The sequence below is a fragment of the Nocardia concava NBRC 100430 genome (genome assembly GCF_000308815.1).
Classification (GTDB): Bacteria; Actinomycetota; Actinomycetes; order Mycobacteriales; family Mycobacteriaceae; genus Nocardia; species Nocardia concava.
This window is the reverse complement of the sequence record NZ_BAFX01000124.1, coordinates 184,148-200,033: the sequence shown is the minus strand read 5'-3', so window position 1 is coordinate 200,033 and position 15,886 is coordinate 184,148. Positions and strand designations below refer to the sequence as shown.

Sequence of the window (15,886 nt, the reverse complement as noted above, 5' to 3'; positions counted from 1 at the left end):
TGGCATATTTCCGCAATCAATGTCAGCTATCCAGGAGTAAGTAGTCCTTTTCACTCATTTCGAGTGCTGCTCCTGGAGAAGTGCTGATGCGCACTCGATTCCGCTGCCTCGTCGCGTCCTGCCTCGTTGCGGCCGCCACCCTGCTCCTGGTCCCCGCCGCCGCCCGCACCGCACCCGAAACTCACGGCGGTGTACTCGGCGACGGATTCCTCTGGGGCGTGGCCGCGTCCGGCTTCCAATCCGAAGGCCAGTCACCCGACAGCAATTGGACCCGCTATATCGAGGCCAATCCCGCCTGGGACCGCCTCGGCGATTCCGTCGACTTCCGCACCCGATACCGCTCCGACATAGCCCTGGCAAAGAACCTGGGCGTCAAGGTATTCCGCATCGGCCTCGAATGGGCCCGCCTACAACCCCAACCGGACCTCTGGGACCCGGCGGCTTTCGCCTACTACGACGACGTCATCTCCACCATCGAAGCCGCAGGCATGCGCCCCATGCTCACCCTCGACCACTGGGTCTACCCCGGCTGGGAATCCGACCGAGGCGGCTGGTCCAACCCTGCCATGGTCACCGACTGGCTCGCGAACATGCGCAAGGTCGTAGACCGCTACGCGGTGCACAACCCAATCTGGGTAACCATCAACGAGCCGGTCGCCTACATCATGCACGAGTTCCACCAGAACGGCACCAACCCGGACCGCATGCTCGACCGAGTTGCCCAGGCGCACAACAACATCTACGGCTACATCCACATGGTCCAACCAAATGCCTTGGTAACCAGCAATGTCGGCTACGTGGCAGGAGCCGAATCCCAAGTAAACGGCCCCCTGATGTCCCTAATCGCCGACAAACTCGATTTCATCGGCATCGACTACTACTTCGGCTACGAACCTCCGCAACTAGCCGCCACCACCCCCACCCCCACCGGCATGTGGGACCTCCCAGTCCACCCCGAGGGCATCTACTTCGCCCTCCAACACTATTCACAACTCTTCCCCGACAAGCCCCTCTGGATAGTCGAAAACGGCATCCCCACCCAAGACGACCGCCCCCGCCCCGACGGCTACACCCGCTCTGCCCACCTCCGCGACACCATCTACTGGCTCCAACGAGCCAAATCCACCGGCATAAACGTAATCGGCTACAACTACTGGAGCCTCACCGACAACTACGAATGGTCCTCCTACACCCCAAGATTCGGCCTCTACACCGTCAACGCCCTGACGGACCCAACCTTGACCCGAACCTCCACAGACGCAGTCCCCACCTACCAAGCCATCATCGCCAACAACGGCGTCCCCACCGACTACCTCCCCACCCGCCCACCCACCGACTGCGACCTCGTAGATCCCCCCGCCAGCTGCGACTTCCCGGTGACGGTCCCGTGAGACCGCCTCGCACTAGCCATGCCCGACGGGATTCGATGATGCTCGGCGTCGGGGTACTCATCGGCGACACCCTCGACCCCGCAACCCTGCTGCCCTAGCCGGATCGCGCGAGTCGGGGTCACGACGGGTCGTCGAGGTCGGCGAGGTCGCCGGTCCAGGTGGGGGTGCGGTGGTCGAGGTAGGCGCGGACGCCCTCCTTGGCGTCGGGGTGGGACATGAGGGTGTGGTGGAGGGCGGTTTCGGCGGTGCCGGTGGCTGTGGCGTCGCGTTCGAAGGTGGACCAGAGGAGTTGTTTGGCGGCGGCTACCGAGAGTGGGGCGGTGTTGGTGGCGATATCGCGGGCCAGGGTGTGGGCGGCTTCGAGGACCTGGTCGGCGGGGAGGGACTGGACGGACAGACCCCAGTCAGCGGCCTGGTCGCCGGTGAAAGTTGTTCCGGTGAGGATTAGTTGGGCGGCTCGGGAGATGCCTATGAGGCGGGGGAGGGTCCAGTGGGAGTAGGCGTCGGGGAGGATGCCTCGGCGGACTTGGGGGATGGCGTATTTGGCTTCGGTGGACATGATGCGGAGGTCGCATTGGAGGGCGAGGGTTAGGCCTATGCCGATGGCATGGCCGTTGACGGCTGCGATGACCGGTTTGCGGAGGCGCCAGGCAGGTGGGTTGACGCCTGCGGCGCTGAAATCGGTTGCGGGAGAGGTGAAGGTGGCTTCGCCGGGGGTGAGGTCGGCGCCCGCACAGAACGCGGGTGGGGTGCCGGTGAGGATGATTACGCGGGTTTCGGGGTCCGCGTCGCAGGTGCGGTAGGCATCGGAGAGTTCGGTGCCCATTTCGCGGGTGAAGGCGTTGCGGTGGGCGGGGCGGTCGAGGGTGATGGTCGCGATGCGGTCGGAGACTTCGAGATTCAGGGTTCGGTAGGTCATCGGGGATCCTGGGGGCGGCGGGCTTCGGTGGAGCGGAGGGCCTCGGTGGTGCCGCGGGCGGTGGCCAGCACCATGGGGGCGAGGCGGTCGATGGGGATGCCGCGGCCCAGGGCCGAAATCGCGCCCAGGACAGTGCCATCGGGGTGGCGGACGGGGGCGGCGACGGCGGCGATGCGCATGGGGCAGCGGTCGGCTTCGCTGATCGCCAGGCCCTGCCGGGCCCGGGTTCGGTGCAGGCGGGTGTGGAGTCGGCGCAGTCGCGACGGGTCGGAGCGGGTGGTGAACAGGGCGTCGACGCGTTCCGGTCCCATGGTGGCCAGCACTGCCCAGCCCAGGGCGCTGCGATCGGCCGCGATTCGGGAACCGGCCAGCGGTGGCGGCACGGCTGACTCGGCACCGATCTTGTCGAGGTAGCGGATGCGGCGGCCTTCCAGAATGCCCAGATGTGTTGTGACACCGGCAGTCCGGTGCAGCGCATGCAGGCCCGGACCGGCTGCCGCCCGCAGCTCGCCGCATTCCCGTTGCCGCGCAGTCAGATCGAAGGCCTGCCTGCCGAGTCGATGCCCGCCGCGATCGGCTTCGAGCCACTCCAAACGGACCAGTTCGCGAATGATCCGGTATGCCGTGGTGCGCGGCAGCCCGGTGGCCGCAGCCACGGCATCGAGTGCGACCGGCTCGGACTCGGCGCTGAAAACGTCCAGCACATCGGTCATGCGCTCGATCATCGACGGCCTGCTCTCCATCACATACCTCCGATCCGAAGCTAACCCCCGGCGAGGACTCCGCCGGAAGCCCCGGTTCCACTGGCTGAAACGACCACCCCCGCGCCCGCGAACCGCCTGTTAGAGCTGGCCCATGCGCCTCGACATCCAGCTCGCCGCCCGCCCGGACCAACTCCTCACCCGCGCAGCGGAATTCGCCGCCCTCGGCGTGGACGGCCTGTTCACCTTCGAGGGCGCGCACGACGTCTTCGTCCCCCTGGCCGCGGTCGCCCCCACCACCGACCTGGACCTGATGACCAATGTCGCCGTGGCCCCGCCCCGCAGCCCCCTGCACGCCGCCCACGCCGCCTACGACCTGCACCTCCTCAGCCGCGGCCGCTTCCGCCTCGGCCTGGGCTCCCAGATCCGCCCGCACATCGAACACCGCTACGGCGCGACCTGGTCCCGCCCCGCCGCCCGCATGGGCGAATTCGTCACCGCGGTCAAGGCGATCCTGAACGCGTGGCAGACCGGCGAACCCTTGAACTTCCGCGGCGAATTCACCCGCCACACGCTGATGCCGCCCGCCTTCCACCCGGGCCCCAACCCGTACGGCCCGCCGCCGGTCCTGCTGGGCGCGCTCGGTCCGATCATGACCCGCACCGCCGCCGCGACCGCCGACGGCCTGCTCGTCATGCCGTTCAACAGCGCGAAGCATTTCCGCGACCGCACCATGCCTGCGGTACACCACGGCCTGAACCGCGCGGGCCGCGATCTCGCGGATTTCGCCATCATCCCCCAGGTCATGGCGGCAATCGGCCGTACACAGGAGGAACTCGACCAAGCCCTGACCGGTGTCCGCAAACTGATCGCCTTCTACGCCTCCACCCCCGCCTACCTACCGGTCCTCGAGATCGAAGGCCACGCCCACCTCCAGCCCACCCTCGACGCGATGGCGAAACGCGCCGCCTACCAGGACATGTCGGACCACATCGACGACTCCATGCTCGAAACCTTCGCGGTCCTCGGCACCCCCGAGGACTGCGCCACCGCCATCCGCGCCCGCTTCGGCGACGTGGCCGACCGCGTCTGCGTCTACTTCCCCGGCTACACCCCGGCCCCCGAACACCTCGCCGACCTGGCCGTAGCCCTGCACGCGTTGCAGTATCCGATCACGCCACGATAAGTCTGTGAACAGCGGCTTCGCCCGTATCGTGGGCGTTGGACACCGAAGCGTGCGCCCGAGGAGGGGCAATGACGACCAATGGGCAACTGGCGCTCGACCTCGACGGCTTGTACAAGCGGTTCGGGGGACCGTGGGTGGTCGACGGCGTGAGCCTGAAGGTGCCACCGGGCTCCTTCTTCGGCCTGGTCGGCCCCAATGGCGCGGGCAAGACCACCACCCTCTCCATGGCGGTCGGCCTGCTGCGCCCCGACCAGGGCACCGCGCGCATCTTCGGCACCGACGTCTGGTCCGACCCGGTCCGCGCCAAGGCCGCGGTCGGCGTCCTGCCCGACGGCCTGGCCCTGCCCGAACGCCTGACCGGCCGGGAACTGCTGAACTTCACCGGCCTGCTGCGCGGCATGGACAAGGCGACCGTGGTCGGCCGCGCCGACGAACTGCTGACCGTCCTCGAACTCACCGACGCGGAAAACACCGTGGTGGTGGACTATTCGGCCGGTATGCGCAAGAAGATCGGCCTCGCCACCGCCCTGCTGCACGCACCGAAACTGCTGGTCCTGGACGAACCCTTCGAGGCGGTGGACCCGGTCTCGGCCGGCACCATCCGCACCATCCTGCAACGCTTCGTGGCCGCGGGCGGCTCGGTGGTGCTCTCCAGCCACGTCATGGCCCTGGTCGAGAGCATGTGCGACCGGGTCGCCGTCATCAATCGCGGCCGGGTGGTCGCGGGCGGCACGCTCGCCGAGGTCCGCGGCGACGGCACCCTGGAAGAGGCCTTCGTGCGATTCGTCGGCGGCCGCGTGGGCGGCGAGGAGGGCCTGTCGTGGTTGGCGTCCTGATCCGCATGCGCCTGGTGATCACCAGGCGGCACATGCACGAAGGCCGTGCGGCACTGAACTTCTGGATGGGCAGCATCTTCGGGCTCATCGCCGCGGGCATCACCGCGGTGCTCATCGCCACCGCCCATGAGACCCTGCACGGCGGCGTCACCATCGCCGCGGCCCTGTTCGCGGCCTGGACCCTCGGGTGGATCTGCGGCCCGGTGCTCACCGGCAGCAGCGATGAGACCCTGCAGCCGGAGCAATTCCGCCTGCTGCCCTTGACGACTCGGCAACTGGCCTACGGTCTGGCCGCCGCCGCCTTCGTCGGACCGGCCCCGATCGTCAACCTGATCGCCTTCGGCGGACTGGTCCTGCTGGCCGCCCCGGAAGGCCTGGGCCCCATGGGAATCGCGGCGCTGGGCGCGGTGCTCCAGCTGCTGTTCGTGGTGATGTTGTCGCGGGTGGTGGTGGCCTGGCTGGGCGCGGCCATGCGCTCGCGGCGCGGCCGGGACATCGGCGTGCTGTTCGCGGCGCTCATCGGATTGGCCTACTACCCACTGAATCTGCTGATCGGCACCCTCGGCCCGAAATTGGACAGCGATACCGGAAGCCTGTCGGTGGCGTTGCGCGCGGTGCCGTCGGGCTGGGCTCCCTACGCCGTGGAGCTCGCCTCGCGGGGCAGCTATCCGCTCGCTCTGCTGCCGCTCGCCGGTCTCGCCCTGCTCGCCGTCCTGCTGTGGCAGGCCTGGGCGGTCCTGCTGGGCCGGCGGCTCACCACCCCGCCCGCCCCGGCCGGCCAGATCGTGGATACCGGTGGCGGCCTGCTGGATCGGGTCATCCCCGCCACCCCGGTCGGCGCGATGGTCACCAAGGAACTGCGCACCTGGTGGCGCGACGGCCGCCGCCGCGCGGCCCTGCTGCCGCTGCTGCTGGTCGGCTTCGTGCTGCCGTTCTTCCTGACCATTCGCGCGAACGGCATCCAAACCGTCCCGTTCTCCGGCGCTTTCGTGGTCTGGCTGGCCACCATGTCCAGCACCAACCTCTACGGCTTCGACGGCACCGCCGTCTGGCAGACCCTGGTGATCCCGGGCGCGGCCCGCCCGGATGTGCGTGGCCGCGCCTACGCGTGGCTGCTGCTGGTCGCCCCGGTGTCGGTGCTCGCCACCCTCATCCTGCCCGGCGCCACCGGGCACGCCGAGATGTACCCGTGGGCGGTGTCGACGCTTCCGGTGCTGCTCGGGGTGGGGGCGGGAGGTGTGGTGTTCCTGTCCACGCATGCCGCCTTCGCGCTCCCGCCCCAGCGCGGCAATCCCTTCGCGGGCAATGGCAATCCGGGCTGCGCGAAGATCCTCATGCAGTTCGTGGTGGGCATCGTTCAGTTGCTGGCGTCCATCCCGGTGCTGGTAATCCTGGGAGTCGGTGCGGCCCTGCACAATTCACTGCTCCAATGGGCAGCCCTACCGGTCGGTCTGCTGCTCGGCGTGGCCGCCACAGCAATCGGAATCCGCCGGGCCACCCTCCGCCTGGAGTCGCACGGCCCCGAACTGCTGGCCGAGGTGAAGCCGCGCTGACCGAGACGCGCCGCTACTCGCAATGAGGTCGATCCAGCCCCGGAATTCGGGTAGCCCACTACTGCGGAGTTCTCCCGATCCGAGTCCGATGCTGGATGCCGCGAGCGCAGTTCTCGAAAAATCTCTGGGAGACAGCGAAAGTGGATCAAATCCTGTATTGGAACGCGGTGGCGCTGGAGTCGGACCGCATGGCGCACACCGATATCAAACCCGTGGAACGCGGGTCCCGCGGTCCGGCCGGCAGTTCTCGTGCCCTGGCCATGGTGCACCTGGCCATGCACGATGCCCTCTTCAGCATTTTCGGTGCACCGCACGGCACCTGGCTGACCACCCCGCCGGTGGCGTCCAATGGCGCGGCGCCCGATGCCGCCATCGCCGTGGCCGCCCACACCACGCTGTCCGTGCTCTATCCGACGCAGACCCCGCGACTGGACAAGGCCCTGCGCGAGGCCGGTTTACGCGGGCCGGGCACCGGCCGCGGCAGCACCCACGGGCAGGCCGTCGGCCGCGCGATCCTCAAGGCCCGCGCCGGTGACCCGAATCTGAGCGATACCGACTACACCCCCGACACCGCCCCGCCCGGTCACCGCCCCGACCCGGTCAACCCGAAACAGGGTTACTACGCACCGCGGTACGGCGCGCGCTCACGCTGCTTCGCGGTCACCAGCCGCTACACCCTCGACCCGCCGCCCAAGGACAACGACCCCCGCTACCTGGCCGCCCTGCGCGAGGTCCGAGCCAAAGGCATTGCCGCCGAATCGATGGCGAGCTTGCCCGCCGGTTGGCCCGCCCGCACCACCGACGAGACCCTGCGCGGCCTGTTCTGGGCCTACGACGGCGCGAAGCAGCTCGGCAGCCTGCCGCGCCTGTTCAACCGCATCACCGGTGAGATCGCCGTCGCCCGCGGCAATGACGTGGAACAGAACGCCCGGCTGTTCGCCCTGGTCAACACCGCCCTGGCAGACGCCGCGATCCTGTGCTGGGACGACAAATACCGGCACAACCTCTGGCGGCCCGTCCTGGGCATCCGCGAATTCGATCCGACGCTGGGCCCGGAGGCGGTGCCGGGCACCGGCCTCGACGCCGACTGCGATCCGGGCTGGCTGCCGTACGGCGCACCCCGCAGCAATGAGATCGCGGCCAACTTCACCCCGCCCTCCCCGGCCTATCCCTCCGCGCATGCTGCCCTCGGCGGCGCGGCCCTGCAAACCATTCGCCGCTACTACGATGTGGCGGCCGAGGGCCCCGACATCCTTGCCGACGGTATGGGTTTCGTCTCCGAGGAACTCGACGGCCGCACCACCGACAACCACGGCGTCCAGCGTCCCCGCCATGTCCGCCGCTTCCCGGGCGGCCTGTGGCAGATGATGGAGGAGAATGCCCGCAGCCGCGTATTCCTCGGTGTGGCCTGGTCTTTCGACGCCTATGCCACCGATCCGGCCGGGCACATGGACCTGTCACAGAACGTCGGTGGCGTGCGGCTGGGCCGCGATGTGGCGGATGACCTGTGGGCCGGCGGATTACGGCAGGATCAGGCCGCCGGGCCGCGGCTGCCATGATCCCGCCGGCGCGGTACTCAGCGGAACACCGCCGGCAGCACGGTGAGATCCACCGCCTCCGCCATGGCCCGCGCGCCCGCGTCATTGAGGTGCATACCGTCCCCGCTGTCGAGGTCGGGCCGGATGAAGTCCGGATCCTCCGGATTCTCCACCGCCGCCGCCACATCGAAGACGCCGTCGAACACCTCGGTGGAGCGCAGCCACTCGTTGACCGCCCGCCGCACCGGAATGCCCTCGGCCACCGCCAGACCCGGGTAGATCGCACCGCCGAACGGCCCGATGGTGTTGGCGTAGATGGGAAGTCCCGCCGCGTGCGCCCGCTCGGCCAGCGCGGTGAAGCCCGCGATGAGCTGCTCGGCGGTGGCGGTCCCGGCCAGGATCAGGTCATTGATGCCGAAGTTGGCCCACACGGCCGCGGCACCCGGCACCGACAGCGCGTCCCGTTCGAACCGGGCCAGGCCGTGCTCGCCGATCTCGTCGGTCAGCAGCCGGTTGCCGCCGATGCCCTGATTGACCGCCCACCCGGTGGTCAGCCGCTCGTTGAGCACATCCACCGAGCGCCGGTTCGCGCCGTGGGTGGAACCGAAGCCTTCGAACCATGAGTCGCCGAAGGCCACCAGCACCGGAGCCGCGGAATCGACAGCGACGTCGATTCCGGTGAGGAAGAACCGCCCGACGGTTTCCTCGGCATCGGACGGTGCAGCGTCGCCCGTCCGATCGCCGGTGCTGATCCAGGCGTTCTCGACCGGGAGTTGCGCGAAGGCCGGCCGCGCCGACTCCGGCAGGTACACACTGACGGCCAGTTCGGCGCCCGCCTCGACGGCGAAGTCCACCGGATCGCTGACCGCGTCGGCCCCGGCCGGAATCCGGGTCGACGCGGACCCCGCGAACCGCACCTCGGTATCGGTCTCGGCCACGATCTCGCCGCCCGACTTGCGGACCGCGATCCGGGCCGCGCCGATCACCAGCTCCTCCGTGCCGTATCGATTGGTCAGCAGCAGCCGCACCGACGACCCGGTCCCGGCCACCCGCACCGGCTGGCGGACGGTCTCGCCGGTGAAGGTGCGCGGCTCGGCGAGCTTGATCACCTCGGCCGGATTCACCAGCGGCGCACGGTATCCCGCCACCCAAAGCTGCGTCGTCATCGGAACCTCCATTTAGTTGCACTGCGGAATATTGCGTTGACAACAAGATATCCCAAATATTCCGCGTGTCAACTATCCCCACTGAAAGCGTTTGGTTTAGGCTGGTCAGCGTGGATCCCAAGCATCTCTTCGACGACCCCAGGCTGACCGCCATGGGACTGCTCTACGAGGCTCACGACGGGCTCGTCGCCCGGCTGGAGGAGACCTGGAAGAGCAATGGACTCTCCGGTCTCGACCTGAATGCCCTGATGCGCCTGAGCCGTTCACCCGGCCGCAAGCTGCGCATGACGGATCTGGCGACCCAGACCAGCCTGTCCACCAGCGGCGTCACCCGGCTGGTGGATCGCCTGGAGCGCAATGGCTTCGTGCGGCGCGAGGCCGATCCGGGTGACCGCCGCAGCTCCTACGCCGTCCTCACCGCCGCCGGCGCCACCCGCGTGGCCCGCGTGCTGCCCGCGTATCTGGAGGGCGTCGAGCGCTGGTTCACCGGACTGCTCACCCCGACTCAACTCGAGGACCTCACCGCGGGACTGCGCGTGATCCGCGACGCCACCAACCCCCAGGCCACCCACGTGACGGAATGATCGCCGCACGGCCGCCGTTTCCCCCGTTGAGCCGGTAGTTTTCAGACCGCAGGGTGTCTTTCGAGCGGTGAGAAAGTGGGAACGGGTATGACGACCGAACGTGCGCTGGTCCTCGGCGGCGGGGGAGTGGCCGGAATCGCGTGGGCCACGGGCATTGTCGCCGGACTGGCGGATGCGGGCGTGGATGTGACCGAGGCGGATCTGCTGCAGGGCACCTCGGCCGGATCCAATGTGGCGGCCCAGCTGGGCAGCGGCGTCGAGATCGCGGAACTGGTTCGGCGGCAGGTGGATCCGGCGGTGCAGAGCCGCGAGATCGTGCCCTCCATGGAGAAGTTCGCGGGGCTGTGGGAGCAGCTCGGGGCGACCATCGAGGAACTGCCGGTGGATTCGGTCGAGCGGCGCCGGCGCATCGGTGCGCTGGCGCTGGCCGCCGAGTCGGTGCCCGAGCCCGAGCGCCGCGCCGTCATCGAGTCCCGGCTGCCCGAGCACGACTGGCCCGCGCGGGCACTGCGGATCACGGCCGTGAACGCCGAGACCGGCGAGCTGCGGGTGTTCGACAAGGATTCCGGCGTCACGCTGGTCGACGCGGTGACGGCCAGTTCCGCGGTGCCGATGGTGTGGCCGTGCGCCACCGTGGACGGCGTGCGCTACACCGATGGCGGCGTGCGGACTTCGGTCAATGCCGACCTCGCGACTGGCTATCCGCGGGTCCTGATCATCGCGCCCATGCCGGACGCGGAACTCGACGCGCAGGTATCGGGACTGGTCGCGGCCGGAGCACGGGTCGAGGTGATCGCACCCGACGAAGCGGCCATCACCGCCTTCGGAGTCAACCCCCTCGACTCCGCCACCCGCGTTCCGGCGCTGGAAGCCGGTCGCGCCCAGGGCAAGGCGGACGCGGAACGCATCGGCGCGCTCTGGCGGGACTGACCCTCAGCCCACCGCACCGGCCGCCAGCGCCGCTCGCCAGCCGCCGTATTCGCTGATGTCCTTGGCGGATTCGGCGGCCGCGCCGGTGCAGCCGAAACCGGTGTGCCAGCTGCCGTCGGCCAGTTCGACGGCGCCGAGCTGCATGGGGGCGGGCAGGGCGGCGAGGAAGCGGCCCAGGGCGGCGGGGGAGAGCAGCCAGCGTTCCCCGGCGATCGCGAACCCGGATTCGGTTGCGGGGACCCGGGTTACGGCCGGTTTGGGCGGGACGGTGTCGAGTGCGCCCAGGCGGTAATAGGGAGCGGTTTCGATAGGACCGCACCAGCGGGCACCGAGCGTGGTCAGCTGATGTTCGAGGGGCTGACCGCGCAGGTGTGCGCCGAAGACGATCAGATCCTGGGCCTCGGCGACAGCGGCGGGCCAGACCTGTTCTTCCGGTCCGAGCGGCGTGCCGGTGATCAGTGCGGCGATGTCGAGCGCGACCGCGTCTTCGAACGCGCGGGCCAGTACCGTCACGCCGAAATACGGCTCCTCCGTGGGGACCGCCACCGCGCAGAGGTCGAAGAGGTTGCAGAAGTTGGTGTAGGTCCCGACACGGGAATTGACGCCGATGGGGTCGGCGGCGACCTCGGCGATGGTCGGGTGGATGGGGGCGGTCGGCGTCAGGAGGGCATCGACGCCTTCGAGGCTGGCCATGGCGGTGGCGCGCAGGTTCTCCAGCGCGGCCAGGTCGGTGACCAGGCGGTGCGCGGGCAGGTCGCGTGCGGCGCGAATGATGGAACCGACTGTGGGATCGACCGATTCGGGGTGGGTGTCCACGAATTCACCGACCGCCGAATAGCGTTCGGCGACGAGCGCGCCGTTGTACAGGAGCTTGGCGGCTGCCAGGAACGGGGCCGGATCGACTTCCACGATGGTCGCGCCCTGATCGCGCAGTCGTGCCACGGTCCGCTCGAAGGCGCTGTGCCACAGTGGATCCAGATCGGGTAGGTCGCTGAAGATCGCCACGACGGGCTGCGGTGGGGCTGCCAGTCGGGTATCGGCGGGCCAGGGTCGAGTGGCCGCGCCGGTGGCCAGCACGCCCATGGCCCGATTGGCCAAGCGCAGGTCGGCCGCGAAGATGGTGACGCAGTCGTACGACCGGCAGGCGGGCACCACGCCCTCGGTCGAGACCACCCCCACCGTCGGTTTGATGCCGACCAGCCCGTGGAAGGCCGCCGGGACGCGCCCCGAACCGGCGGTATCGGTGCCGATGGCGATATCCGCCTCGCCGGTCGCCACTGCGACCGCCGACCCGGAACTCGAACCGCCCGAGACATATCCGGGCCGCAAGGCATTCTCGACGACGCCGTAGGGGGAGCGGGTCCCGACCAATCCGGTCGCGAACTGATCGAGGTTGGTCTTGCCGACCACCACCGCACCGGCCGCCCGCAGTGCGGCGACGACGGCTGAATCCCGATCTGGGGTGTACGCGAAGTCGGGGCAGGCCGCAGTGGTGGGCAGCCCGGCGACATCCACATTGTCCTTCACGGCCAGGAGCAATCCGGCCAGAGCTCCTGTGGCAGTGGCGATCTCGGCCGCAACCTCGGATTCGGCGCGTCGGTGGATCCACGTGGTCATGAGAACTCCTCGATCAGGGTCGGAGACGATGGTGCGGGGCCGAACGCGTGGTGCGGGGTGCGAATGCCCGGTGTGTCAGGCCTTTTCGGCGAGTTCGCCCGCCTCGCGCCACGAATTGCGCTCGGCGGTGAAGGCGTCGGCCTGGCGGGCACGGAAGTCGGCGATGGACCCGGCATTGTCGTCCAGGAACTTCCGGTAGTCGACGAGCCGGAACTCGCCGTCCTCGGCCAGCAGCCGTCCGCGCCCCGCGGCCGTATCGGCACGCAGGTCCAGCAGTTCCTCGGCGCTCACCGGATACCAGCTGATGCGGTCGAAATAGCGCAGCAGCCAGGGATCTTCGCCGATCCCGGTCGACCGGTGGTTCCACACCTGGGTGGTGCGCCCGACGAACTGGTAGCCGCCGGGACCCTCCATGCCGTAGATGCACAGGTACGCGCCGCCGATGCCGACCGCGTTCTCCGGGGTCCAGGTGCGGGCGGGGTTGTACTTGGTGGTGACCAGCCGGTGGCGGGGATCGGTCGGGGTGGCGACCGGCGCGCCCAGATAGACGTCCCCGAGGCCGAGGACCAGGTACTCGGCGGCGAAGACGGTGTCGAAAACCTCGTCCACGGAGTCCAATCCGTTCATCCGGCGGATGAACTCGATATTCCACGGGCACCACGGCGCATCGGCGCGGACGCCGTGCATGTAGCGGGTGATGGCCTCGCGGGTGGACGGGTCGTCCCAGGACAGCGGCAGTCGCACGGTGCGGCTGGGGACCACCAGTTCGTCGGCGGACGGCAGATCGGCCTCCACCTCGGCGAGCAGATCCAGCAGCCTGCGGGTGGGCAGCCGGTCGGGATCATTGCGCACCTGCAGCGACCGCACACCCGGCGTCAGCTCGGTGATGCCGGGCTCGGAGCGCTCCAGCAGCGCCTGGTGTAGGGCGTGCACGCGGGCGCGCAGCTCCAGATCCAGTGTCATATCGCCGTATTCGACGAGCAGGCCGTCGTTCCCGGCCCGGCGGTAGGTGACCGCGGTGTCCGCGCCGTCGCGTCGGGCGAGCACCCCGTCATCGCCGTCGCCGCCGTTGGACAGCACCACCGGCCAGGAGGCCCGGCGCTCGGGCCCGAGCTCCCGCAGCGAGGCCGCGCGATCGGCGCGGACCGGTACGAAGCGCACACTGTCGCCGGGGGTGAGCTGGCCCAGCTTCCAGCGATCGGCCGCAACCACGGTCACCGGGCAGACGAAGCCGCCCAGGCTAGGGCCGTCGGGGCCGAGCAGGATCGGGGTATCGCCGGTGAAGTCCAGCGCGCCAACGGAATACGCGGTGTCGTGGATATTGGACGGGTGCAGGCCCGCCTCGCCGCCGTCCGGGCGCGCCCACTCCGGCTTCGGGCCGATGAGGCGCACACCGGTCCGATCGGAGTTGAAATGCACCTCGTAGTCGGTGCCGATGATGGTGTCGAAGTCGGCGCGGGTGAAGAACTCCGGCGCCCCGTGCGGGCCCTCGGTGACCGCCAGCTCCCAGCGGCGGGTCAGCACCGGCTGGTCGTCGCCGGTCACCCCGGCCGTGACCCGACCCGGCTCGCCGAGCGCGACTTCGTCGTCGACAGCGAGCGCCCGGCCGGTGCCGCCGCCGAACTTCCCGAGCGTGAAAGTCGAACGGCTGCCGAGGTATTCGGGTACCTCGATACCGCCCGCCAGCAGGATGTAGCAGCGCATCCCCGGCCCGCGCACCATGCCGACATCCAGCACGCCGCCCGCGGGCACCAGCACGCTGCGCCACTGGCGCACCGCGCGGCCGTTCACGGTGACGGGAACCGGCGCGCCCGTGACGCACACCCAGGTATCGGTGTCGAAACGCAGCGCCGGTCCGCCGAGCGTGCACTCCAGCCCGGCCGCGCCCTCGGGATTGCCCAGCGCTCGATTGCCGAGCCGGAACGAGAGATCGTCCATCGGCCCGGACGGCGGCACACCCACGTGCCAGTAGCCGACCCGGGCGGGCCAATCCTGCACGGTGGTCTGCATTCCTGGCCGCAGGACCCGGAAAACCGGTGCGGGGGAGGGGTTCTCGGTCACGTCGAGTTCGGGGAGGACGGCCGTCATCGGGTCACCACCATGCGCACCGGTGTCGGATCGAAGCCATTGCAGGGGTTGTTGATCTGCGGGCAGTTCGAGACCAGCACCAGGGTGTCGGTCTCGGCGCGCAGCGTGATCGTCTTGCCCGGCGCGGACAGGCCGTCGACGATGCCGAGCGTGCCGTCGGCCTCGACGGGAACGTTCATGAACCAGTTGATGTTCGACACCAGATCGCGTTTGCCCAGCCCCCACTTCAGCCCCTCGGCGAGGAAGTTCTCCACGCACGCGTGCTGATGCCGGGTGTGGTGGCCGTAGCGCAGGGTGTTGGACTCCTGCGAGCACGCGCCCGCCACGGTGTCGTGATTGCCGACCTCGTCGGCGACCACCGTCATGAGCGGGGTGCCCGCCTCGGTCAGCAGCACGCTGCCGGTGGTCAGGAAGATATTGCGCTGCGCGGTGATGGTGGCCTGTGCGCTGTAGCGGTCGGTGTGGTCGGCGGCGTTGTAGAGCAGGCAGTCCACGGCCTGATTTCCGTGCAGATCGATGATTTCCAGCTGTTCCCCGGCGCGCACGATGGCCGACCAGGGGGCGCGGGCGGGCACGGTCTCGTCCAGCACGACGGTGTGAGTGGTGGCGGTGCTTGTTGTGGTGCTCATGCGAGGGTCTCCAGAGTGCGTGCGTGCCAGTCCTGTTCGGTGTTCTCCACCGCGCGCAGATATTCCGGATCGGTGCTGTGCGTGCGTGCCAGCTCCTCCGGAGCGGACCAGACCACGAGGTCGAGATCGGTCGGTGGAGTCGGATCCAGTGGATGCTCGGCATTGGCGAGCAGGAGTGTCACCGGCAGGTGCACGAGCAGCTCGACCGCCGCACCCGCCCCCGCGCCGCCCGTAACCGTCAGCGCCCCATCCGATTCCACCCGCACACCCCGGAAGAACGACACCGTCGGCCCGATATCGCGCGGTTCCAGCCCCTGCTTGACCCCGGCCAGCCGCAGTCGAGCCCGGGCGACGGCCGAGGGGCCGCACAGGGTGTCGTGATGCCCCGACGAGTCCGCGACCACCGTGGCCAGCACCCGGCCCTGATCCGACAGCAGCGGGTGGACCACACCCAGGTACGCCTGCCACGGCACCTTCACGGTGTCCGCGACATTCAGTCGCTCCCAGGGAGATTCGGCACGGAGCAGCAGCAGGTGTGCGCACGCCGAACCCTGCGGATCGGTCAACCGCACCCTGCTGCCCCGAGCCAGCACCACATTCGCGTAACCACCGGACGGAATCCGCTGGGCGAAGGTCACTTTCGTGGCATCCAAGCCCGTCGGTATCTCCGGCCCGTTGCGGTCGGCCGCGGCCGCCTGGGACCGCGCGTGATCGCGCGCGCCGGTGGTGTTCGCTGTGGTCATAGCTG

14 protein-coding genes are annotated in these 15,886 nt (G+C 69.3%); 7 read left to right on the top strand and 7 right to left on the bottom strand.

Features of this window, described 5'->3' with window-relative positions; translation table 11 throughout:
* The first annotated feature begins 86 nt into the window (after window positions 1–86).
* Window positions 87–1,391, top strand: a complete 1,305-nt coding sequence (locus tag ON43_RS30035; RefSeq protein ID WP_040812976.1) for a family 1 glycosylhydrolase — start codon at window positions 87–89, stop codon at window positions 1,389–1,391.
* 118 nt (window positions 1,392–1,509) lie between these two features.
* On the opposite strand, the gene ON43_RS30030 is transcribed toward ON43_RS30035, so the two are convergent.
* Complete coding sequence (locus tag ON43_RS30030; protein WP_040812877.1) at window positions 1,510–2,310, bottom strand: enoyl-CoA hydratase/isomerase family protein; 801 nt, start codon at window positions 2,308–2,310, stop codon at window positions 1,510–1,512.
* A complete protein-coding gene (locus ON43_RS30025; protein WP_083913830.1) occupies window positions 2,307–3,053 on the bottom strand; it encodes an IclR family transcriptional regulator in 747 nt (248 codons plus the stop codon). The genes ON43_RS30030 and ON43_RS30025 overlap by 4 nt, the downstream gene beginning before the upstream one ends.
* A 112-nt stretch (window positions 3,054–3,165) precedes the next feature.
* Between ON43_RS30025 and ON43_RS30020 the strand changes: the two genes are divergently transcribed.
* The 4 genes from ON43_RS30020 (at window position 3,166) to ON43_RS30005 (ending at window position 8,145) form a co-directional block, all read left to right on the top strand.
* On the top strand, window positions 3,166–4,197 hold the full coding sequence (locus ON43_RS30020) for a TIGR03617 family F420-dependent LLM class oxidoreductase (RefSeq protein ID WP_040812875.1): 1,032 nt from the start codon (window positions 3,166–3,168) through the stop codon (window positions 4,195–4,197).
* Between the two features lie 68 nt (window positions 4,198–4,265).
* Window positions 4,266–5,033, top strand: coding sequence for an ABC transporter ATP-binding protein (locus ON43_RS30015; RefSeq protein ID WP_040812874.1), 768 nt, complete (start codon window positions 4,266–4,268; stop codon window positions 5,031–5,033).
* A complete protein-coding gene (locus ON43_RS30010; RefSeq protein ID WP_040812872.1) occupies window positions 5,018–6,586 on the top strand; it encodes a hypothetical protein in 1,569 nt (522 codons plus the stop codon). The genes ON43_RS30015 and ON43_RS30010 overlap by 16 nt, the downstream gene beginning before the upstream one ends.
* A 140-nt stretch (window positions 6,587–6,726) precedes the next feature.
* Window positions 6,727–8,145: a vanadium-dependent haloperoxidase gene (locus tag ON43_RS30005; protein ID WP_040812870.1), complete on the top strand. Its 1,419-nt coding sequence runs from the start codon at window positions 6,727–6,729 to the stop codon at window positions 8,143–8,145.
* A gap of 17 nt (window positions 8,146–8,162) precedes the next feature.
* Here the strand turns inward: ON43_RS30005 and ON43_RS30000 are convergent, their stop codons facing one another.
* Entirely contained in the window at window positions 8,163–9,290 is a 1,128-nt protein-coding gene (locus tag ON43_RS30000) for a GDSL-type esterase/lipase family protein (RefSeq protein WP_245568806.1), read from the bottom strand.
* A gap of 110 nt (window positions 9,291–9,400) precedes the next feature.
* Here ON43_RS30000 and ON43_RS29995 point away from each other — a divergent pair, with 110 nt between their 5' ends.
* The gene (locus ON43_RS29995) at window positions 9,401–9,874 is read left to right on the top strand and encodes a MarR family winged helix-turn-helix transcriptional regulator (RefSeq protein ID WP_040812867.1); all 474 of its coding nucleotides are present in this window, start codon (window positions 9,401–9,403) and stop codon (window positions 9,872–9,874) included.
* Window positions 9,875–9,961: 87 nt separating this feature from the next.
* Window positions 9,962–10,804, top strand: a complete 843-nt coding sequence (locus tag ON43_RS29990) for a patatin-like phospholipase family protein (RefSeq protein WP_051179435.1) — start codon at window positions 9,962–9,964, stop codon at window positions 10,802–10,804.
* Between the two features lie 3 nt (window positions 10,805–10,807).
* Here the strand turns inward: ON43_RS29990 and atzF are convergent, their stop codons facing one another.
* The 4 genes from atzF to ON43_RS29970 form a co-directional block, all read right to left on the bottom strand.
* The gene (gene atzF, locus ON43_RS29985; protein WP_040812865.1) at window positions 10,808–12,421 is read right to left on the bottom strand and encodes an allophanate hydrolase; all 1,614 of its coding nucleotides are present in this window, start codon (window positions 12,419–12,421) and stop codon (window positions 10,808–10,810) included.
* Window positions 12,422–12,496: 75 nt separating this feature from the next.
* Window positions 12,497–14,431, bottom strand: a complete 1,935-nt coding sequence (locus ON43_RS29980) for a 5-oxoprolinase/urea amidolyase family protein (RefSeq protein ID WP_040812971.1) — start codon at window positions 14,429–14,431, stop codon at window positions 12,497–12,499.
* 74 nt (window positions 14,432–14,505) lie between these two features.
* Window positions 14,506–15,138, bottom strand: a complete 633-nt coding sequence (locus ON43_RS29975) for an urea amidolyase associated protein UAAP2 (RefSeq protein ID WP_040812864.1) — start codon at window positions 15,136–15,138, stop codon at window positions 14,506–14,508.
* Window positions 15,135–15,881: a DUF1989 domain-containing protein gene (locus ON43_RS29970; RefSeq protein WP_040812862.1), complete on the bottom strand. Its 747-nt coding sequence runs from the start codon at window positions 15,879–15,881 to the stop codon at window positions 15,135–15,137. The genes ON43_RS29975 and ON43_RS29970 overlap by 4 nt, the downstream gene beginning before the upstream one ends.
* Window positions 15,882–15,886 lie beyond the last annotated feature (5 nt).